This window comes from Bacillus sp. FSL W8-0183 (genome assembly GCF_038006825.1).
Taxonomy (GTDB): domain Bacteria; phylum Bacillota; class Bacilli; order Bacillales; family Bacillaceae; genus Bacillus; species Bacillus altitudinis.
In genome coordinates this window covers 2,463,290-2,483,247 of record NZ_JBBOVY010000001.1, presented here as the reverse complement: position 1 = coordinate 2,483,247, position 19,958 = coordinate 2,463,290, and the positions used below count along the sequence as shown (strand labels likewise).

The window sequence follows — 19,958 nt, the reverse complement described above, 5'->3', positions numbered from 1 at the left end:
GAGGTGTGAAGGGGAAATGGTTCAAATGCTAGCAGAAAAAAAAGAGATTGCAGCAAAAAAGGCTCCACTTCAAGCGGAACAGATTCTACAGGTGCAGGATTTAAGTATTTATTATGGTGAAAAAAGAGCAGTCAATCAAATTTCATTTGAAATTGAAAAAAATGCAATTACGGCATTAATCGGCCCATCAGGGTGCGGAAAATCGACTTTTTTACGCAGCATTAACCGCATGAACGACCTAATTCCAGGTGCACGAAGTGAAGGGGCGATCATGTACGAAGGGTTAAATATTTTGGATGACCGTATTAATGTGGTGAATTTAAGAAGAGAAATTGGGATGGTCTTCCAAAAGCCAAATCCATTTCCTAAATCCATCTACAACAACATTACACATGCGCTAAAATATGCGGGTGAAAAAAGGAAATCAGTGCTTGATGATGCGGTAGAAGAAAGTTTAACAAAGGCAGCGCTATGGGATGAGGTCAAAGATCGCTTGCACCGCTCTGCCTTATCATTATCAGGAGGCCAGCAGCAGCGCCTCTGTATTGCACGTACCCTTGCGATGAAACCTAGCGTGCTTTTATTAGATGAACCGGCTTCTGCCTTAGACCCGATCTCAAATGCAAAAATTGAAGAACTATTATCGGAATTAAAACATGATTATTCGATTGTCATTGTCACACACAATATGCAGCAAGCGTTACGTGTATCTGATCATACAGCCTTTTTCCTGAACGGTGATCTAGTGGAATACGATGCGACTGAACGTATCTTTACACGTCCTGCGCAGCAAAAAACAGAAGACTATATTAATGGTCGATTCGGATAAGGCGGGTGGATTTTGATGAATGCAGTAGCAACTGAAACAGCCAAAAAAGAAGTGTTTCGTGTGAATGATATGAACCTTTGGTACGGACAGCATCACGCACTGAAGCATATTGATTTAGACATTAAAGAGCATGAGGTCACAGCGATTATCGGTCCGTCCGGCTGCGGAAAGTCAACATTTATAAAGACCTTAAATCTCATGGTCAAAACAGTGCCAGGTGTGAAAATCACCGGGGATATGATGTATAACGGTGACAATATTTTAAAAGGTCGTGTCGATCTAGTGGAACTGCGTAAAAACGTCGGGATGGTCTTTCAAAAAGGAAACCCATTCCCTCAATCTATCTTTGATAATGTCGTCTACGGGCCAAGAATTCACGGGGTGAAGAGCAAGCAGCAATTGAAAGAAATCGCTGAAAAAGCGCTTCGTGATGTTGCCCTTTGGGATGAAGTGAAAGATCGATTAAGTGCGCCTGCATTAGGTCTTTCCGGCGGTCAGCAGCAGCGTCTTTGTATCGCAAGAGCCATTGCCACAAGCCCGGATATTCTATTAATGGATGAACCAACATCTGCGCTTGATCCTGTTTCAACATTAAAGATTGAAGAATTAATCATGAAACTGAAAGAGAAATATACGATTGCCATTGTGACGCATAATATGCAGCAAGCGGCAAGGGTATCAGACCGAACAGCGTTCTTTTTGATGGGCGAGCTTGTTGAGGTCAATGATACGAATGTGATGTTCTCAGAGCCAAATGATCAAAGAACAAATGATTATATATCAGGACGATTTGGATAATCAAAAACCCCCTGGAGGTCAATGCCGCCAGGGGGTTTTTTGATGTTATTTTGTTAAGGCTTTGACAATTTGTTTAAATGTCATACCTGTTTTTAAATTGAATTTGCCGGCACGAATTTCTTTATGGTAGCCTGCGTCTATCACATAATCATTAAAATCTTTAGACGAGTTGATGATTCCGTCCTTTTCAAGCATGTCTGAAACATCACTTGTGCTCATACCGTTTTTAATCACGAATTTAACCGTTTTGCCTTTTGGCTTGTCCGTTGTTTGTTTATCGTTCTGAGAATCGCCGTCTTCATTTGCTTTCAACGCTTTTTCTTTATAATCAAGAAGTTGTTGATATGTTTCACGGCTGACGGAGACTTCTTTTTTAGAGTCTAAGTAATTTTTCACGTCAGTGTCTGTCACTTTCGCTGCGAGGGTTTCTTTTGTTGTAGAATCAGCCGCCGCTTCATCTTTTCCAGTAAGGAAAAAAACGATCGCCAGAACACCAGTTGCAAGGATCATACCTGCTGCAAACGTTTGGATGCTTTTTTTCGTCATACAAGCACCCTCTCGTTGTCTTTAATGATCATGTTCACATCTTCTACAGATACATGCTCAGCGCGCGCAATCGCCTCAGGAGACATGCCATTTTGATGCTTTGAAATGATTTGTCTTGCAATAGATGGATCAATTTCTGAATGCTTGCGGACAACGATGTTTGTTTCAAGCAATTCTTCTTCAAGAACCTTCATTTTCTTTTTCAGTTTATAGATTTCTTGCATTGCAGATAGTTGAAGTGTTTCAAGTTCCTGTTCGACTTCTTTAATCGGCTCTCTTTGAAAATATGAGAATGCGATCAGTACAATACTGACAACAAGCAATCCGATAATTGCAATTTCCATGTTTCATCACCTTTTATTCATATTTTAATGCTGAAAGCCAAAAAAGGCTCTCATGATTGTTTCAGACAGTTTTCGACCCTTCTTTTTTATACCATAAAAAAGCTAGTTTCAAAAGGAATTGCTGAAAAAATCACCTTTTTTTCATCATTTTTCTTTTTATAGGGAAACCAAGTATGAAAACCTTGCCCGCTGTTAAAATAAAAGAAGACGGATCAGATGAAAAAAAGCTGTGGAACAAAGAGGGGGTTCTCATGTATACAGTACGACAAAGAACGTGTTTTTATAGGGGAGAAGGCGATTTTTCATCACATGACCAGACAATATGGATCAGGATGCAGGTGGAATGCATTGAAAAATGAAATTGGTGAAAAAACATTCTAGCATTCCTTAGCTAGAAGTGGTATTATAGTTAGGTCTGAATGTGAATTGATTTTAGTTTGGAGGGAAAAACATGCGCGTAAATATTACTCTAGCTTGCACTGAATGCGGTGAGCGTAACTATATTACTAAAAAGAATAAGCGAAACAATCCAGATCGCGTTGAATTCAAAAAGTATTGCTCACGTGATAAAAAACAAACTTTACATCGTGAAACAAAGTAAGCAGCAGGGAATTTTCCTGCTGTTTTTTTATGATGGGAGATGAACCTGTATGAAAAAGGAGCTCCGCCTTCAAACATTGGCCATGCTTGATCAGATAAGCGCTGGAGAGTTCAATCGCCACGCTTCTCTACTTCATGAACACGTGCTGCAGCTGTCAGAATGGAAACAGGCGAAAACGATTGCTTTGACTATGTCTAGGGGAAAAGAAATACCGACAATGCCTCTGATTGAAAAAGCGTGGGAAGAAGGAAAAACAGTTTGTATTCCCACCTGTTTTCCGAAAACAAAAGAGATGGTGTTTTATGAATATACACCTGAAACAAAGATGACATCCAGCTACTTTGGACTATTGGAGCCAGACCCTCTTGAGTCTACAGCTGTTCATAAAGAAGCCATTGATTTGATCATTGTCCCTGGGGTGTGCTTCGATCAACGTGGTTACCGGATTGGGTTTGGTGGGGGCTATTATGATCGCTACTTAGCGGACTACCACGGCGTAACCATTGCCCTTTGTTTGTCTTTACAGCAGACGAGGCATATTCCGGCTGAAGCGCACGACATACCGGTATCTATGATTGTCAGTGAAAAAGGTACGTTATATCAAAAGTGAAAGCCCGCTCATTGTCCAAAAACGGGCTTTTTGTGTTGAGCTCGTTTCATTAGCTCAGGGCATTTTAGCTAGTAGGAGTCATATATTGAAAAAATTTCGAGGAAAGAAAAGATACTTCCGTAATTTGTGGGAGGAAGTGAATACTTTTGACTTACAACTTGATCATGATTCATGGGTTTATTTTTGGCATACGCACCTTGATTTTTTTGTAGTCGGAAAAATAAGAAGAGAGCATATCAAAGCGTTCAAAGATTTAATCGCCCTTCATCAATTTGACGTTTCTTATGATTAATCTGAGTGTGAAGAGGTCTATTATATTCAACAAAGAACAAGGGATTAGAGTGTGAAAGTAGATCGCATGGTAAGAGATAAAAATGTTGGTTTATGCATAAACAAATCCTATTTAAGCCACGATACGAACATAGGAGGGAATATGATGAATAAAATGATTTGGAGCATTGTGTTCACACTGTTTGCATTCGTTCTTGTGCAAAATCGTTATCGGCTCATGAATTTGATCTTAGGTCAAAACCAAGTGCGTCACTTTTTTATTAAATGGCTGATGAAAATCCCATATTTTCGGACGAAATTTATTCGCCAAGCATTCTAATCCCGCAAAAGCCGGGATTTTTTTGTTGAGAAATGCGTATAAGAGTAATTCTTGCTATAATAATGTAAAAAATGGAGCGCGAATGAATGAATGTCATAGATAGTCTATTTTGGCGAGTGATTGATGAACTCAGACAAAAAGGATACGAGATGATTCAAAGTCCGTACCCAGAAGATGAAATCTTTTTTGAAGCACCACGAAACTCAGGATATGATCTCATCCGTCTCTATAGAAGAGATGTGAATTTTAGACAGGAGATCGTTCGAGATATGGAAGAGCAGGCCTTTCGGATGAATCAGTTGAGAGAAGCCATGCGTAAACGTTCTCTTCATCTCCTGCAGCTACAATTTACAGCTGATCATCCAGTAGATGATTGGGAAGACATAAACGGTCAACCGCAAAAACAGCAAAAGGTGACGGTGACACCTGTTTTACTGAATGAAGAAACCCTTCAAAACGATGGACACGAGCTGCAAAAATGGCTGAATACATCACTTTCGATTGATGTAGAAGAGGCGAAGGCAGATACAGCCGAAGATGTGATGCAGCTTAAAATGAACGTGCTTCAGGCATTTCAAGATCAGGAAAAGCAGCGTGAACGAGAACGGGCTGTTTTTCAAAATGGCAGACCGATTTTTACCTACTTGTTAATCGCAGTTCAAGTGGTGATGTTTCTTTTACTCGAATTATCTGGTGGAAGTACCAATACAGCCACTTTAACAGCATTTGGTGCGAAGAATAATGTGCTGATACTAGAGGGTGAATGGTGGCGTTTTGTGACACCTATGTTTTTACACATTGGTTTGACGCATTTACTCTTTAATACATTTGCTCTTTGGTCCGTTGGAGCGGCTGTTGAGAGAATTTATGGTTCAGGAAGATTTTTGCTGATTTATTTAATTTCCGGCATCTTTGGCTCCATAGCGAGCTTTGTGTTTAATACAGCCATCGCAGCAGGAGCATCAGGTGCGATCTTTGGCTGTTTAGGCGCATTGCTATATTTAGCGATCTCTAACCGGAAGCTCTTCTTTCGTACGATGGGGACAAATATTATCGTGATTATCCTCATCAATTTAGGGATAGGTTTCACTGTATCAGGGATTGATAATGCAGGGCATCTTGGGGGGCTCGCTGGGGGATTTTTAGCCGCTTTAGCGGTCCGTCTTCCTAAACAGTTTCAGCCTGTCAAAATGCTTCTTGCTAGTTTTCTTCTCCTCCTTATTGGCGGCTTTGGATTGTATACAGGGTTTCATTCAGACGATCAAAAAGAAGCGGCGGCAACTAGCGAGGCAGCGAGTTTATTTGATGAAAAGAACTATAGCGAAGCAAGTCAGCGTCTAGAGGAATATGTAAAGCAAAAGGATGCCTCAGCTGAAGCACTTCATATATATGCGCTTTCCGAAGCGCAGCTTGGACATCTTGACGAGGCCATTGAGTATTTGCAAAAGTCGCTTGAAAAAGATCCAAATGAGCCGAATAAATTGTATCACTTATCGTTGTTGTATGTAGAAAAAGGCGAGACAGCGGAAGCAGACGACTTCATCGAAAAAGCATTAAAACAAGATCCGCAAAATGACCAATTTTTAAAGTTGAAACAATATATTGAAAACACTCAAACACGTTGAATGACTTGACTGAAAGCGTATTTATGAATACGCTTATCCTATCTGTTGATTTAGAGAAATGGTGAAAATAATGAAAACGTTATATGATGTACAGCAGCTGCTCATGAGATTTGGAAATTACGTGTATTTCGGAGATCGTGAAGTGGAATTAGAATTTATGGCAGATGAATTGAAGGAAATGTACACATCGGGCATCATCGATCGAACTGAATGGTCAAACGCAATGACCATCCTTCAAATGGAACTAGCCAAATTAAATCGAAAAACAATGTGAAGGTGGAGGACATATGACAGGGGATTGGTTTGTAGGAGTTGATCTTGGCGGTACGACAATTAAGCTTGCGTTTATTAATCTTTATGGTGAAATTCAGCATAAGTGGGAGATTCCTACGGATAAATCTGGGCAGACAATTACAGTCGACATTGCCAAGTCAATTGACCATAAACTAGTTGAGATCAGCATGCCGAAATCAGCCCTAATTGGGATCGGTATGGGGGCACCTGGACCAGTGGATAAAGTATCCGGAATTGTCTATAAAACAACGAATCTGGGCTGGACAAACTATCCCTTGAAAGACCATTTAGAGGCAGAGACAGGACTTCCATCTGTCATCGAAAATGATGCGAACATTGCTGCACTCGGTGAAATGTGGAAGGGTGCAGGTGATGGCGCCAAAAACATCCTGATGGTTACACTGGGCACAGGGGTTGGCGGCGGTATTATTGTCAATGGAGAAGTGGTTCAAGGCGAAACAGGTGCTGGTGGAGAAATTGGCCATATTTGTGCCGTTCCATTTCAAGGAGCACCATGTAACTGCGGGAGAACAGGCTGTATTGAAACCATTGCGTCTGCCACAGGTATCGTCCGAATCGCAAAGGATACATTACAAACAAAGAGCCATACATCATCACTTGGCTCACTTACTTCGCTGTCTGCAAAGGATGTATTTGAGGCAGCGGAAAACGGAGACGAACTTGGGATGCATGTCGTAGATGAAGTAACAACCCATCTTGGTCTTGTCCTTGCGAATCTAGCCAGTGCCTTAAACCCAACAAAAATCGTCATTGGCGGCGGTGTATCTAAAGCGGGCGAGCTTCTTCGCAGTAAAGTAGAGCGTGTCGTCAAACATCATGCCTTCCCGCCATGTGCTGAGGATGTTGAAGTGGTGATTGCCTCACTAGGAAACGATGCAGGCGTGATCGGCGGTGCATGGATGGCAAAAAACAAGTGGCTGTCTTGAACAAAAATGTCATAATGATGTCATTTTTATTAAAATCAGCGATAGATAGGCATGAAATTGAATGTTTAGCATATTCATAAGTTTGTCATGGGGAAAAAGACATTGATTTTCCATCATAGACAGGATAAGATATACTTTAGTTATTTTTGAAGAAGCACCAATAATTGGGGATGTCCCTAACCTGAGTGCATTTTTAGCATAAGGAGGTTACAATGCGAAAGAAAAGATTAAAGGCGATTTCATTTTTACTGATTGCGACTTTGTTAATGTGGGTGAAAACCTATGTTATCTATAAATCTAGTTTTAATATCAAAATTGAAAATTTCATGCAGGAATTTATCCTGTTTATTAATCCGCTTAGCTTTCTCTTGTTTATCTTCGGTATCGGTTTATTCTTTAAAGAAAAAAATCGCAATCGATATATCATCGTGACGAGTTTTGTTCTGACATTTATTTTATTAGCTAACATTGTATTTTATCGATTCTACAGTGATTTTCTAACCATCCCCGTCCTATTTCAAACAAACAATATGGGTGACCTCGGGTCAAGTATTACCTCTTTAATTGAACCAGTTGATTTTCTGATGTTTGTTGATATCATCATTTTAATTTGGCTCTATAAAAAACAGCCTTCCTTTAGAACAGATGTAACGATTTCACGTAAGGGACGTGCAGCTTATTATTTATTTGTGGCAGCCACTTTCTTTTTTAACCTTGGTTTGGCTGAAACAGAAAGACCAGAGCTGTTAACTCGTTCATTTGACCGTGAGATGCTAGTGAAAAACATCAGCTTATATAACTTCCATATTTATGATGGGGTTCTGCAATCGAAGCAATCCGCTCAGCGAGCACTTGCCGACAGCAATAGCTTAACTGAAATTGAAAACTATGTAAGCGCAAATCAAACAGACCGTAATGAAAAGACGTTTGGTCAAGCAAAAGGACGAAATGTCATTTTAGTATCGCTTGAGTCTACTCAGAGCTTTGTGATCAATGAAAAATTGAATGGGAAAGAGATCACGCCGTTCTTAAACAAATTGATCAAGAAAAGCTACAATTTCAGTAATTTCTATCATCAAACGGGTCAAGGGAAAACATCGGACTCCGAGTTTATTGTTGATAATTCACTCTATCCGCTTGGAAGAGGAGCTGTATTTTTCACAAATCCAAGCAACGAGTTCAAAGCCGCACCTGAGTTGTTAAAAGAGGAAGGCTATCATTCTTCTGTTATTCATGCGAATAACAAAAGTTTCTGGAACCGTGACCTGATCTATGACAGCTTTGGCTACGACAAATTTTTTGATATTAAATCATTCGATGTAAATGAAGAAAATTCAGTTGGCTGGGGGCTGAAAGATGGTCCATTTTTTGAGCAGTCAGTAGATTTAATGAAAACGATCCCGCAGCCGTTCTATACGAGATTGATTACATTAACGAACCATTTTCCATTTGACTTAGATGAAGAAGATAAGCTCATTGATGAATATGACTCAAAGAGCAAAACGTTGAACAAATACTTCCCTACAGTGCGTTATCAAGATGAGGCACTAAAGCTTTTCTTTAAAAAAATGAAGGAAGCAGGGTTATACGATAATTCCATTTTTGTGTTATATGGGGATCACTACGGGATTTCTGAAAACCATAACGAAGCAATGGGACAATTCTTAAACAAAGACATTACACCTTTTGAAGAAGTTCAGCTTCAAAAAGTACCATTTGTTGTACACATTCCTGGTATCACGGATAAACATCCAAAAGAGATTGATACAGTTGGCGGGCAAGTAGATATCCGTCCAACAGTCATGAACCTTCTAGGAATCGATACAAGCAAGCAAATTCAATTTGGTCATGACCTATTATCAAAAGATACAAATGACTTCACAGTGCTTCGAGATGGAAGTTTTATTACGAAGGACAGTGTTTTTACAGCTGGTGTGTGCTACAACAAAAAAACGGGTGAGCCGAGAGAAGATGAGTCTGTTTGTCAGTCTTATGAAGAAAAGGCAAAACAAGAGCTTCAATTCTCTGATCAAATTATCTATGGAGATCTCCTTAGATTTTATGACCGAAACAACTCGGACCATTCACCATCTAAAAAAGAAGATGACACTGAGCTAAAAAAGGCGTCTTAATTTAAAAGAAAACCTCTGCTATTTACATGCAGAGGTTTTCTTTTTTTACTTACTGGTTCATATAGTGTAAGAGGAGGGATGTAAATGAAAAAGTCGTTTGGCACAATTGAATGGCATCTGGATGAGGCAAGGAAGGAGGATGTGGCAAAGCAGCTTGGTATAGGGAAAGAAGCTTTCCGTTTGTCCAATCAGTCAAATACGGAGCACCTCCTTTTACCGGGGTATAGACTTCCAGAAGGGACCCATTCATTTCAATCGGTAGGTGAGGTGCAAAGCTTCATTGCGCCTTACCGGCTCCAGCAATCAGATGATTGGATCAGCGGCACATTTGAATATGATAGCGCTCACTTAGAACGAGAGCTTCAATATTTGAAAGCTGTTTTTCCTTTTCTTCAGATGAGTGTGATTGGTCAATCAGTGCTTGATACGCCCATTTATGAAATCCGTACGGAGCCTGTACAACATTTACATTCCATACATGTTAATGCCTCTTTTCATGCAAATGAATGGATCACGACCTCTGTTTTATTAAAATGGCTTAAATCACTTTGTTTAGCGGCCTCGGACCCAGTGCAAGCAAGACATCATGAAGCGGTTCGTATATTGCAGACCACTGCTTTGTCTATTGTCCCGATGGTAAATCCAGACGGTGTTGATTTGGTTCGCAATGGTCCAGAATCTTTAGGGTTGTGCCGTGAGGAGTTCGCACCGCTAAATGGTGGATTTTCCGATTATCGAGAATGGAAGGCGAATATTCGAGGAATTGATTTAAACAATCAATTTCCTGCTTATTGGGAAATCGAATATTATCGTAATAAGCCGAAGGCACCGTCTTATAGGGATTTCCCAGGGCATCAGCCGTTAACAGAACCAGAAGCGAAAGCAATGGCACATCTCGCCTTACGAAAACGCTTTGACCGGTTAATTGCCCTTCATACACAAGGAGAAGAGATATACTGGGGTTTTCTTGGCCACGAACCGGCCATTTCAAAAGAGACGGTCGAACGGTTAGAACGGGTGAGCGGTTACAAAGCGATTCAATATCTTGATAGCTATGCAGGTTATCGAGATTGGTTTATTTATCAATGTAAAAGTGAGGGCTATACGGTGGAACTTGGGCGAGGAAAGAACCCACTTTCTATGAGTCAATTTGATTCGATCTATGAAAAAACAAAGCGGTTATTGTGGGAAGCATGTAAGTATTAAAAGCACCTAATCGGTGCTTTCAGCGTGTAGACAAACCCTCGCATTCTTTGTCAGTCCTGCGTGCCGGTGCTCACGAATGTGAAATTCACTCCGCGCCACCTAGGGTTGCAAAGGTTTTCTATCACGCTGAAAAGAAGACAAAGGGCTAAAATCAAGTTCATTTTCGCCCTTTGTCAACAATCTTTTAATACGTTCAAACCAATCAATTTCTTATGGTCAATAAAAACCGTGCTGATGTGATTGACGAGAGCATTCCTGTAAGCTATTGTGAAAGAGTGGATGTAAAAAAAAGGATATGAATTAGGGAGATGTCGATGATTGAATGCTCAAAGCCTGTGGAAACGGAATTTTACTTATCTATTTGTTTCTAAAATGTGTAAAATTACTGCTGATAGTTTATCTTTTAACACCATTTTGTGGCTTTTAGTGCTAGGGGGAAAAGGAGCAATTGGAACAGCATTTTTTATTGCCGTTAGTTTTGTCCCTCAAGCCATTATTGGGCCGTTTATTACCCCAATGATGAAGCCGCATCAATTGAAATTTTGGATGTGCTTTGCTGATTTAACTCGGGCGGCGATTATACTTGTGATTGTGGTGAGTTACTTTTATGATTTTTCTCCTTTGGCACTCATCATTGGCGGTATGCTGCTGCATTCAGCGACTGGTGGTTCCTATGAACCAGCTTCGGTGTCCATTATTCCAAAGCTTGTGCATGAAGATGTGATACAAAAGGCGAATGCAACCATTCAATCAGCCAGTCATGTGGTCAGGCTTGTGACTGTGACGATTTGTGGTGTCATGATTGCATTTGTAGGGGTAGGATATACAATGCTTGTCATTATTCCTCTTTACCTCATGTCCGCTTTGCTGGTTTTGCTGATTACATATAAAACGGAAGCGATCATGGATAAAGGAAAAAAAGGATTGTCATACGGAAAACGATTAATAAGAGGATTTTCACTTGTGAAAAGTCATCATATTTTGTTTCCATTAGCCATTTTTTGTGTCTGCTCCAATTTTGCTGCGGCACCGTGGGAGGCATTGTCGGTTATTTATTTAACAGAAGATTTACATAGTGGACCAGTAGTATATTCATTCATCAAAGTGACCACGGCATTGGGTGCATTTTTGATGGGATTCGTTTTAACAAAGGTGAAAGTGAATCGATACGGTCTGTTGTTTATCGGGGCAGGGATCGTTGATGGAATTGCATTTTTCATTACAGGGATGAATGCCTTATTACCACTTGTGTTTATATCTGCATTTGCCTTAGGTGCAGCCATCAGTGCAGTCAATGTACCTGAACATACAATGATTCAATTGTCAGTAAAAGCGGAGGATCAGCCACAAGTGTATGCGATTATTAACATGATCTCTTATTTAATGATACCGTTAGGCGCTCTCATTGGTGGTTATATGGCGACGTTATTCGGTTCAGGTTATGTCATTGCAGCAGGAGGACTGATAGAGGCTATTTCAGGTATATGCTTGCTCCTTTTCACAAATATTGGGAAGGTAGAGAGAGCAGATTTGACGATAGAACGGGACAAACCAAGCTTACACGCCACATGATGATGGCATTTTTGAATCGCGATGGGTTACAATGAGAACGAGAAAGAAATAGGATGTCATTGAAAGGAGCAAGAACCATGGCGATAGCAGATGTCACCATCATTCCAATAGGCACTGAGACACCAAGCGTGAGTGCATATGTAGCAGACGTACAAAGATTGTTAGAGGGCTTTCAACAAGAAGGGAAAATCAAATATCAGCTCACACCAATGAATACATTAATTGAAGGGGAGCTATCCGTTTTATTTGAGGTCATTCAGCGTATTCATGAAGCTCCATTTGAAAAGGGTTTACACCGAGTAGCAACCAATATCCGCATAGATGACAGAAGAGATCAAACGACCACCCTTTCAAGCAAATTAGAAAGCGTGAATAAACATTTGAATCAATAGAAAAAGCCTGCTTATTGCAGGCTTTTAATGTGCAGTTGGATAACCGCTATAGATGATGGTCATGACGGTAAACCATCCAAAAACCAAAAACGTGGCGCCAGCGAAAGCAATGGCCAGTACGTTCACTTTTTTGAGTGAGCGATAGATGCCGAGAGCGGCTAAAATCGTGACTAGACCAAAAATAATGACGAGCATCATATGAAAGTCCCCCTTTGTCATCAATCCCCTTGATTTCCTTTCTTTTCATTTTAACCGTTTTCATAAAGCTTGTCGAGTACATTCAAGTTGACGATTGTTTGAATTTTTATTGAATAGCCTTCATAATAAAAAAGAATGAAAAAAGTAGTAGGTGATGAAAATGAATTGGAGAAGAATGCCGCTAGGCTATGTGCAAGCGAACGCATATATTTGGAAAAATGAACAGGGAGAATGTTTAATTTTTGATCCAGGCGGCGAAGCGCAAAAGCTAATTTCTTATGTGAAAGAAAAACAGCTGAAACCACTTGCTGTCTTATTGACACATGCCCATTTTGATCATATTGGTGCAGCAGATGAGGTGCGTCAAGAATGGGGAATTCCGCTTTATGTCCATGAAAAGGAAAAAGAATGGCTGACAAATGCTCAGCTAAACGGTTCAGCTCGACTAATTGGTAACGGAATTACGGTCAAAGAAGCTGAACAATTGATTACGTCAGAAGGACCTCTTCAAATTGGATCGTTTACATTAGAAATGTTCCACACACCAGGTCATTCACCTGGCAGTGTGTCTTACTATTCAGCGGAAGAGGGATTTGTGATTTCTGGTGATACTTTATTCCAAGGCGGTATCGGGAGAACTGATTTAACGGGCGGTAATCAAGACGTGCTGCTTCAATCGATACATGACAAATTGTTGTCATTGCCAGAATCAACTCTTGTGTTAAGTGGACATGGCGAGGAAACAACTGTGCTTACAGAACAGGAGCAAAATCCGTTTATCAATGGGTTTTCTTTATAATAGCACGCACGAAAAAAGCATCTCTTTCAAAGGAGATGCTTTTTTCTATTAATGTCCGGTACCGGGAACCATGATGAAAATCGAATAATATGTAAATCCGGCAAAGAAAATCGTCAAGTACGCTCCGAAAATGTAAATATACATTCTTTCGGATAAATTCAAGTAGGATAAAAATACAAAAAGAACGGTTTGACCGAAGAACAGCAAGGATGCATCTTTCATATGTCCTAAATAGAACATGACAGCAAAAATACCCGTCCAAAACCCAAGAACGCGGAACATGCGATTCATTTCTTTCCCTCCCCTTAAAAAACCCCTTTGATTCATATTATAGCTGATGATCACTTGTTATGTAAACATTTACATTTTTGACAACGTGTGAACATTCATTATTTCGTTAGAAAAAATTTTTTTGAAAAAGTGATGAAAAAGTGTTTATGCCTAAATGCATGAGGGTACTTAGTCCATAAGAGAAAAGGTTAACGACCTAAGGAGGAAGACTAATGAGTGACATTACTTTTTATTCATACCCAAGCTGCACGTCTTGCCGCAAAACAAAGCATTGGTTAAAGGCGAATCAAATTGATTTTAAAGAGCGTCACCTTTTCAGAGAAACGCCAACACTAGACGAATTGAAAAAAATCCTTTCCTTAACAACAGAAGGAATGGATGAAATTTTAGCTACTCGAAGCCAAGCTTTTAAAAGCTTAAATTTAAATATTAATGATCTAAAAGTAAATGAGGTACTTCAGCTTCTCATTGAAAAACCAAAGCTGCTCCGGAGACCTATTATCATTGATGGAAATAAATTAGTGGTCGGCTATAATCCAGGGGAACTCATGAAAATTTCAAAAAAGAAAGCGATTCATCAATCGGTTTCCTAATCAAAAACGAAGATCAGCTGAATGATGTTTCAGCCGTCTTCGTTTTTGTGCTGAACTGGGCTAGCTGGGTTCGAACCAACGATCACGGAGTCAAAGTCCATTGCCTTACCACTTGGCTATAGCCCAATATGAAACGTGTAATGCTATTGTTCACCATCTGCGGTCATTTATACATAAAAAGTTGGTTGTCACTAGTTGTAAGTGAAAAAGGAGCGAACGACAGAAATGAAAAATGAAAAATCTGAGCAATTATATGAATTTATTCTTAAAGAAGCCCCTGTCATGACCGAAGAATGGCTGAAAACAAGAACAGAAGAAGGCTCATTATATTCCAAACATGCTTCAGAGGAGACAGAAAAGAAGCTGAAAGAACAAAACACAGCATTTATCCAAACGATTGCAGCAACGTTAGTCACGCTATCAGATAAAGTAGAAGACCATCTAAAAAAGTGGTCAGTTGATATTGCCCGCGATCGAGCTGTTCATGAAGTACCTTTATATGAAATCATCGGACAATTTAAGGTGTTCCGCCACATTTTTTGTTCCAGAATTGAGACCTTTACACAACATACGGAGCTTGAAGTGACACTCAAAGATGTGTGCGATTGGAATCAGCATTTTCACGCCACATTTGATGACATGATTGCACGTTTATCAGAAGAGTATGACCGCGTGACAATCAATCAGCTTAATGCACAAAGAGAAATGATTCAAGAGCTTAGTGCGCCTGTTATTCCAGTTTCAAAAGAGATCGGTATTTTGCCGCTGATTGGTGAAATTGATACGTACAGGGCGAAAATCATTTTGGAATCAGTACTAGAACAGGCATCTAGACTGCGTCTAACCCATTTATTTATTGATATATCTGGCGTTCCCGTTGTTGATACGATGGTTGCTTATCAGCTGTTTAAAGTGGTTGATAGTGCGAAGTTGCTAGGAATTGAGACGATTATATCAGGCATTCGCCCAGAAATCGCTCAAACTGTAGTGAAACTCGGTATTGATTTCTCAAAAGTAAATACTGAACACAGCCTTGCAAAAGCTTTAGAAAAAAGAGGATTTCGTATCTTTGAAGAGCAGCAGCAAGAAGCAACGTGAACCAAAAAATGTTACTAGTAAAAGTAAAAATCCGTTGACAAGGAGAAACAATATAATGAGCATATGAATGAGATGACCAATTCGCATACAGATTTGGTCTCTTTTTTTATCCATAAATCAGACACGAAAGGATATTCTTTATCTTCAAATCAGTAATCTATTAAGGAGGATTAAATTTGGAGACACCTCCTTGTAACAGATCATCCATAATGAAAGAACCAAATGAAATGATCATAAAAAGAGGTGCCAATAGCACTTCTTTTTTATTTTCTCCTCTGAACGGAACCCGTTGTTGTAAAAGTCAAATTTTTTGATATGTCCTTCTGTTATTTATAGATGAAATACACCTCAAATTGAACATTTTCACACCTTTTCAGTCATGAAAACCATGAAATACGCTTTTGTCAGGCACGTTACGCCATCATACAATATGGTCACTGAAAGGAGTGAACCACTTGTATGGTATTGAATATTTGGGGCAAGAGCTGCTAGAAGAGGCGTGCCGCATGAGAGCATCTGATGTGCATATTGTTCCGAGAGAAAAGGAAGCTTCAGTCTCTTTTCGTGTAGACGCTGACCTCATTCAGCAGCGCATCATTGACAAAAAGAGCGGAGAGCGGCTCATTGCTCATTTCAAATTTTTATCTTCTATGGATATTGGTGAAAGAAGGAGACCACAAAATGGATCATTGGCTGTGATGCTAAGACGCGGTCAAGTGTTTGTTCGGCTCTCTACACTACCAACTGTCAATGATGAAAGTCTAGTGATTCGGATTTTACCGCAGGATCATGTGCCGAAAACAAAGTATTTGTCACTGTTCCCGAAAGCTTCAACGAGATTATTATCGTTTCTGAATCATTCGCATGGGCTCATTTTATTTACAGGACCAACAAATTCAGGGAAAACGACAACACTTTATTCATTGATTCAGTTTGCCAAAAAACATTTTAATCGGAATATTATTACCCTTGAAGATCCTGTGGAAACAAGAAATGAAGAAGTGCTGCAGGTTCAAGTAAATGAAAAAGCTGGTATCACGTATGCGGCAGGTTTACGCGCTATTTTAAGACATGATCCAGATATGATTGTGCTTGGAGAAATAAGAGATGCGGAAACAGCCAGAACAGCTATTAGAGCAGCTTTGACAGGTCATTTAGTCATGAGCACATTGCACGCAAAGAATGCAAAGGGAGCTCTTTATCGAATGCTCGAATTTGGTGTGACGATGAATGAACTCGAACAAACAATGGTTGCCATTGCTGCTCAGCGGTTAATCGAACTCGCATGTCCATTTTGCGGCGAAACGTGTGAGCTTTATTGCAAACTAAATCGGCCAGTCAGACGAACAAATGTATTTGAATTGCTTTACGGAAAGGAGCTTGGTGAGTGTATCAAAGAGGCAAAAGGAGAATACGCTCATTCGTCATACGAAACACTGCAAAGATTAATTCGGAAAGGAGTGGCACTCGGCTATTTATCAAAAAGCACATATCATCGCTGGGTTTATGAAGAAGCGAACCTCTAAACCCTGGTCTAAAAAAGAACAAGCTGAATTCTTATCGAAACTGGCTCAATTGATTCAAGCTGGATATACATTGGTTGAGGCATTAACGATGGTGAATATTCAGTTATCAAAAAAACAGCAACAGCGATTAACGCCAGGCATTCAGTGGCTGCTTGAAGGGGAGCCTTTTTACGTTGTACTTGAGCGACTTCATTTTCAGCGGGAAGCCGTCGCTATTCTTTGTTTTTCAGAGAAACATGGCAGCCTAGCGCGAGCTCTTGAACAAAGCGCCCGTTTTCTAGAGAAAAAAATCATGCAGGTTGACACATTCAAGCGTATGTTACGATATCCGATTTTTCTTATGTTTACGGTTTTTGTTGTGCTCATCATTGTTCAGCAAATGATCGTCCCTCAATTTTCTTTATTATATTCATCTATGAATACAAGCATGACATGGCTGATTCAAGGGATGTTTGGCCTCTTCCAATTCCTACACGCTTTGTTGCTTATGATCGGTTGTATATGTATCTGTCTTTTTGGATATTATGAGCTCTTTTTTAAGAAAAAATCGACCCTTGAGAAACTGAAAGTCATCAGCAGGCTGCCGGTGGTATTTAAAGGGGTGCAGCTGATGCATACGTATCTTTTTTCCCTTCAGCTAAGCGGACTTCTTCAAGCTGGGTTATCGATTTACGAAAGTTTGCAAGCTTTTAAACAGCAGACCTATTTACCCTTCCTTCAAGAAATGTCTGAACAAATGATAGGGGAGTTAAGAAAAGGTGAGAGTATGGAACATCAAATAAGCCGGTCTCCTTTTTTCGAAAGGCATTTTGCGGCTGTCATTAAGCATGGGGAAGCAAGTGGGATGCTAGCAAGAGAGATGTACACATATAGTCAATTTCTTTTAGAGAATGCAGAATTGAAAATTGAAAAATGGGTTTCATGGCTGCAGCCTGTCATCTATGGCTTAACAGCATTTCTTATACTCATTGTGTATTTATCTATTCTTTTACCAATGTATCAACTAATGGAACAAGTGTGAAAAGGAGGACTAAGGCATGAATGATAAAGGATTTACACTGTTAGAAATGTTAATTGTCATGCTTGTGATCTCCATTCTTTTATTGATCACCATTCCAAATATCACTCGGCATCATCAAAGCATTCAAGCAAAGGGCTGTGAAGGGCTGAAATCAATGGTGAGTACACAGGTAATGGCATATGAATTAGAGCATGACGGCAAGACGCCATCTTTAGCTGAATTAGAAAAAGAAGGCTATGTCAAAAAAGGATTAACTTGTCCAAATGGAAAGGCAATTTTCATTCAAAACGGGGATGTGAAAAATGAATAAATCGCTTTTCCAGGAGAAAGGATTTACACTCATTGAGCAGCTCTTGATCGTCATGATTTTCTCTATCTTATTATCGATAATAGGTGGAAAAGTGCCCAATATATTAGAAAGTGCTGAAGCAAAAAAGCAAGTGAACTTGCTAAAACAAGATCTTACATTGGCATCTTATACTGCATTTATTAAAAAAACACGAGTAACTGTTGAGTTTCACCCGCCCAATGTATCTTATCAAGTCATCGAACAGAATAGTGAGCAGATCATTGCTTCTAATCCACACAAAAAAGGCACCATCAAGCAATCCACATTTCAAAAAGGCCTTCACTTTAATAAAAACGGACATCCAAATAGCGGCGGTTCTCTCATTGTTCAATTTGGCAGTCAAATATATAAACTCACGATTTACTTAGGGAGCGGGCGGATTCATGTTCAGCAACAATAAAGGATTTAGTACGTTTGAGATGCTCTTTTCTTGCCACCTCTTTCTATTTGCTGCTCTTGTGCTCGTGCCATCCTTTGAAAAACTGACAATTGGGAAAGAAGAATTAAGGGCTAAACTGGAAGCTTATCAAATCTTACATGAGTATATGAATACAGCTTTTATAGAAGGTCAAAATGAATCAAGTACAAAGAAACGAGGCGAGATCACATATGAATTCATTTGGGGTCAGGAGAAGGGATGTGTTTCATACAAAGTACAAAAAAAGAAGACGATTTGCTTTCGACATTTGGAGCGATGAACAAGGCTTTACACTCGCTCAAGCAATATGGCAATTGCAGCTATTTTTGCTGCTTTCTTTTGGCTGCATGCTGCTTTTATCAATTGCTGAAAAAGCTCATCCGTTTGCAGAAATCAACAAATTTTCGCAAATGGAGTGGAAACAAACGGTCCTGCAATTAGAGGAGGATCTAAATTGTGCTGTCGCTGTAAGAGCGGTGAAAAATGGAACAGCACTGGAGTATATTTCAAATCAAGGGCGAGTGGTGACGATTGAGCCTTATCAAGAGATGCTTCGTAAACGAACGGATCAGGCAGGTCATCTCCCTTTATTACAAAAGGTGAAACAATTCCATGTAAGAACAAAAGAGCAAACCATCACTCTCCAAGTCACAGATGTATTTGGTCAAGTATATGAAGCTGTTTTTTTCACTTACAAAGGAGTGATTCCTAAAACGTGAAAAGAGAAGATGGGTTTATTTATCCACACGTATTTGCTGTCATTCTTTTATTTTTATTGATTCTAGGATCGATGACCATTGGGTTTCAAAAAGAGTTGAAAAGTGCAGAGCTCGCGATTTCTTTTTATCAAAAACAGCAGTTATTTCGTTTAGGTCTAAGTGAAGCTGCAAACAAATTAAATCGTATTTGTGATCAGCCATTGAGCCCAATTGTCACAGAAGAAGGTCGAGTGACGTTGAAGCGAATTGGGTGCGATGACAGAAAAAAGCTAGTCCGCCTCTTGGTTAACATCGAGACAAAGGGTGGTGTAACTGACGAGCGGGAACTAGAGATGAATAAGGAGACAGGAGAAATCAATCAATGGATCAGCACTTATTAGCGAGTGTATAAAACGATACTCTTCTTGGTAACACTTTAAGGAAGAAGAGGTGAGTGTTCG

Annotated in this window: 27 protein-coding genes and 1 tRNA gene; 23 read left to right on the top strand and 5 right to left on the bottom strand. The window is 39.8% G+C overall.

Translation table 11 applies throughout. From position 1 onward, the window contains the following. The first annotated feature begins 16 nt into the window (after positions 1-16). Positions 17-829, top strand: a complete 813-nt coding sequence (gene pstB, locus NSQ64_RS13220) for a phosphate ABC transporter ATP-binding protein PstB (protein WP_007501258.1) — start codon at positions 17-19, stop codon at positions 827-829. A gap of 15 nt (positions 830-844) precedes the next feature. Then, complete coding sequence (pstB, locus tag NSQ64_RS13215; RefSeq protein WP_017367606.1) at positions 845-1,627, top strand: phosphate ABC transporter ATP-binding protein PstB; 783 nt, start codon at positions 845-847, stop codon at positions 1,625-1,627. A 45-nt stretch (positions 1,628-1,672) separates the two neighbouring features. Here pstB (NSQ64_RS13215) and NSQ64_RS13210 read toward each other — a convergent pair whose 3' ends face one another. After that, on the bottom strand, positions 1,673-2,173 hold the full coding sequence (locus tag NSQ64_RS13210; RefSeq protein ID WP_008342335.1) for an endolytic transglycosylase MltG: 501 nt from the start codon (positions 2,171-2,173) through the stop codon (positions 1,673-1,675). Next, complete coding sequence (locus tag NSQ64_RS13205; protein WP_003217285.1) at positions 2,170-2,517, bottom strand: hypothetical protein; 348 nt, start codon at positions 2,515-2,517, stop codon at positions 2,170-2,172. The genes NSQ64_RS13210 and NSQ64_RS13205 overlap by 4 nt, the downstream gene beginning before the upstream one ends. A gap of 451 nt (positions 2,518-2,968) precedes the next feature. Here NSQ64_RS13205 and rpmG point away from each other — a divergent pair, with 451 nt between their 5' ends. The 11 genes from rpmG to NSQ64_RS13150 all read left to right on the top strand — a co-directional run bounded on the left by rpmG (position 2,969) and on the right by NSQ64_RS13150 (position 12,506). After that, positions 2,969-3,118 (top strand): 50S ribosomal protein L33, encoded by a 150-nt coding sequence (gene rpmG, locus NSQ64_RS13200; RefSeq protein WP_008360061.1) that lies wholly within the window; start codon positions 2,969-2,971, stop codon positions 3,116-3,118. A 49-nt stretch (positions 3,119-3,167) separates the two neighbouring features. After that, positions 3,168-3,728, top strand: a complete 561-nt coding sequence (locus NSQ64_RS13195; RefSeq protein WP_100325306.1) for a 5-formyltetrahydrofolate cyclo-ligase — start codon at positions 3,168-3,170, stop codon at positions 3,726-3,728. An 85-nt stretch (positions 3,729-3,813) separates the two neighbouring features. Beyond that, a complete protein-coding gene (locus NSQ64_RS13190) occupies positions 3,814-4,020 on the top strand; it encodes a hypothetical protein (protein ID WP_060781192.1) in 207 nt (68 codons plus the stop codon). A 144-nt stretch (positions 4,021-4,164) separates the two neighbouring features. Continuing rightward, entirely contained in the window at positions 4,165-4,338 is a 174-nt protein-coding gene (locus NSQ64_RS13185; protein WP_017367602.1) for a hypothetical protein, read from the top strand. A gap of 86 nt (positions 4,339-4,424) precedes the next feature. Further along, positions 4,425-5,963, top strand: a complete 1,539-nt coding sequence (locus tag NSQ64_RS13180; RefSeq protein WP_335350347.1) for a rhomboid family intramembrane serine protease — start codon at positions 4,425-4,427, stop codon at positions 5,961-5,963. Between the two features lie 70 nt (positions 5,964-6,033). Beyond that, the gene (locus NSQ64_RS13175; RefSeq protein WP_008342322.1) at positions 6,034-6,237 is read left to right on the top strand and encodes a YqgQ family protein; all 204 of its coding nucleotides are present in this window, start codon (positions 6,034-6,036) and stop codon (positions 6,235-6,237) included. A 13-nt stretch (positions 6,238-6,250) separates the two neighbouring features. After that, entirely contained in the window at positions 6,251-7,204 is a 954-nt protein-coding gene (locus tag NSQ64_RS13170) for an ROK family glucokinase (RefSeq protein ID WP_008342319.1), read from the top strand. Between the two features lie 212 nt (positions 7,205-7,416). Beyond that, the gene (locus tag NSQ64_RS13165; protein ID WP_268430308.1) at positions 7,417-9,336 is read left to right on the top strand and encodes an LTA synthase family protein; all 1,920 of its coding nucleotides are present in this window, start codon (positions 7,417-7,419) and stop codon (positions 9,334-9,336) included. An 84-nt stretch (positions 9,337-9,420) separates the two neighbouring features. Then, a complete protein-coding gene (locus NSQ64_RS13160; RefSeq protein WP_056705261.1) occupies positions 9,421-10,542 on the top strand; it encodes a M14 family metallopeptidase in 1,122 nt (373 codons plus the stop codon). A gap of 318 nt (positions 10,543-10,860) precedes the next feature. After that, entirely contained in the window at positions 10,861-12,114 is a 1,254-nt protein-coding gene (locus NSQ64_RS13155; RefSeq protein ID WP_025207623.1) for an MFS transporter, read from the top strand. Between the two features lie 77 nt (positions 12,115-12,191). Continuing rightward, positions 12,192-12,506 carry an MTH1187 family thiamine-binding protein gene (locus tag NSQ64_RS13150; protein WP_017367597.1) on the top strand — a complete coding sequence of 105 codons (315 nt, stop codon included), beginning with the start codon at positions 12,192-12,194 and terminating at the stop codon, positions 12,504-12,506. A gap of 24 nt (positions 12,507-12,530) precedes the next feature. On the opposite strand, the gene NSQ64_RS13145 is transcribed toward NSQ64_RS13150, so the two are convergent. Continuing rightward, positions 12,531-12,704: a DUF2759 domain-containing protein gene (locus tag NSQ64_RS13145; protein ID WP_003217333.1), complete on the bottom strand. Its 174-nt coding sequence runs from the start codon at positions 12,702-12,704 to the stop codon at positions 12,531-12,533. Positions 12,705-12,864: 160 nt separating this feature from the next. On the opposite strand from NSQ64_RS13145, the gene NSQ64_RS13140 reads away from it, so the two are divergent. Continuing rightward, complete coding sequence (locus NSQ64_RS13140; RefSeq protein WP_017357989.1) at positions 12,865-13,503, top strand: MBL fold metallo-hydrolase; 639 nt, start codon at positions 12,865-12,867, stop codon at positions 13,501-13,503. Between the two features lie 48 nt (positions 13,504-13,551). Here NSQ64_RS13140 and NSQ64_RS13135 read toward each other — a convergent pair whose 3' ends face one another. Next, the gene (locus NSQ64_RS13135; RefSeq protein WP_003217440.1) at positions 13,552-13,794 is read right to left on the bottom strand and encodes a DUF2626 domain-containing protein; all 243 of its coding nucleotides are present in this window, start codon (positions 13,792-13,794) and stop codon (positions 13,552-13,554) included. Positions 13,795-14,006: 212 nt separating this feature from the next. Between NSQ64_RS13135 and NSQ64_RS13130 the strand changes: the two genes are divergently transcribed. Continuing rightward, positions 14,007-14,387, top strand: a complete 381-nt coding sequence (locus tag NSQ64_RS13130) for a Spx/MgsR family RNA polymerase-binding regulatory protein (RefSeq protein WP_007501232.1) — start codon at positions 14,007-14,009, stop codon at positions 14,385-14,387. 55 nt (positions 14,388-14,442) lie between these two features. Here the strand turns inward: NSQ64_RS13130 and NSQ64_RS13125 are convergent. Continuing rightward, positions 14,443-14,513: transfer RNA gene (locus NSQ64_RS13125), tRNA-Gln, on the bottom strand. 99 nt (positions 14,514-14,612) lie between these two features. Here NSQ64_RS13125 and NSQ64_RS13120 point away from each other — a divergent pair. The 8 genes from NSQ64_RS13120 to NSQ64_RS13085 all read left to right on the top strand — a co-directional run bounded on the left by NSQ64_RS13120 (position 14,613) and on the right by NSQ64_RS13085 (position 19,898). Beyond that, the gene (locus tag NSQ64_RS13120; RefSeq protein ID WP_041506953.1) at positions 14,613-15,485 is read left to right on the top strand and encodes an STAS domain-containing protein; all 873 of its coding nucleotides are present in this window, start codon (positions 14,613-14,615) and stop codon (positions 15,483-15,485) included. A 455-nt stretch (positions 15,486-15,940) separates the two neighbouring features. Further along, positions 15,941-17,011: a competence type IV pilus ATPase ComGA gene (gene comGA, locus NSQ64_RS13115; RefSeq protein ID WP_035390817.1), complete on the top strand. Its 1,071-nt coding sequence runs from the start codon at positions 15,941-15,943 to the stop codon at positions 17,009-17,011. Beyond that, complete coding sequence (gene comGB, locus NSQ64_RS13110; protein ID WP_058336649.1) at positions 16,992-18,032, top strand: competence type IV pilus assembly protein ComGB; 1,041 nt, start codon at positions 16,992-16,994, stop codon at positions 18,030-18,032. The genes comGA and comGB overlap by 20 nt, the downstream gene beginning before the upstream one ends. Before the next feature lie 16 nt (positions 18,033-18,048). Continuing rightward, positions 18,049-18,342, top strand: a complete 294-nt coding sequence (comGC, locus tag NSQ64_RS13105) for a competence type IV pilus major pilin ComGC (protein WP_008342186.1) — start codon at positions 18,049-18,051, stop codon at positions 18,340-18,342. Beyond that, positions 18,335-18,781, top strand: coding sequence for a competence type IV pilus minor pilin ComGD (gene comGD / locus NSQ64_RS13100; RefSeq protein WP_268382950.1), 447 nt, complete (start codon positions 18,335-18,337; stop codon positions 18,779-18,781). The genes comGC and comGD overlap by 8 nt, the downstream gene beginning before the upstream one ends. Further along, positions 18,765-19,079 (top strand): competence type IV pilus minor pilin ComGE, encoded by a 315-nt coding sequence (comGE, locus tag NSQ64_RS13095; RefSeq protein ID WP_039166034.1) that lies wholly within the window; start codon positions 18,765-18,767, stop codon positions 19,077-19,079. Before comGD ends, comGE begins: the two co-directional genes overlap by 17 nt. After that, on the top strand, positions 19,021-19,518 hold the full coding sequence (gene comGF / locus NSQ64_RS13090) for a competence type IV pilus minor pilin ComGF (RefSeq protein WP_268382948.1): 498 nt from the start codon (positions 19,021-19,023) through the stop codon (positions 19,516-19,518). The genes comGE and comGF overlap by 59 nt, the downstream gene beginning before the upstream one ends. Continuing rightward, positions 19,515-19,898: a competence type IV pilus minor pilin ComGG gene (locus NSQ64_RS13085; protein ID WP_251211210.1), complete on the top strand. Its 384-nt coding sequence runs from the start codon at positions 19,515-19,517 to the stop codon at positions 19,896-19,898. The genes comGF and NSQ64_RS13085 overlap by 4 nt, the downstream gene beginning before the upstream one ends. Positions 19,899-19,958: the final 60 nt, after the last annotated feature.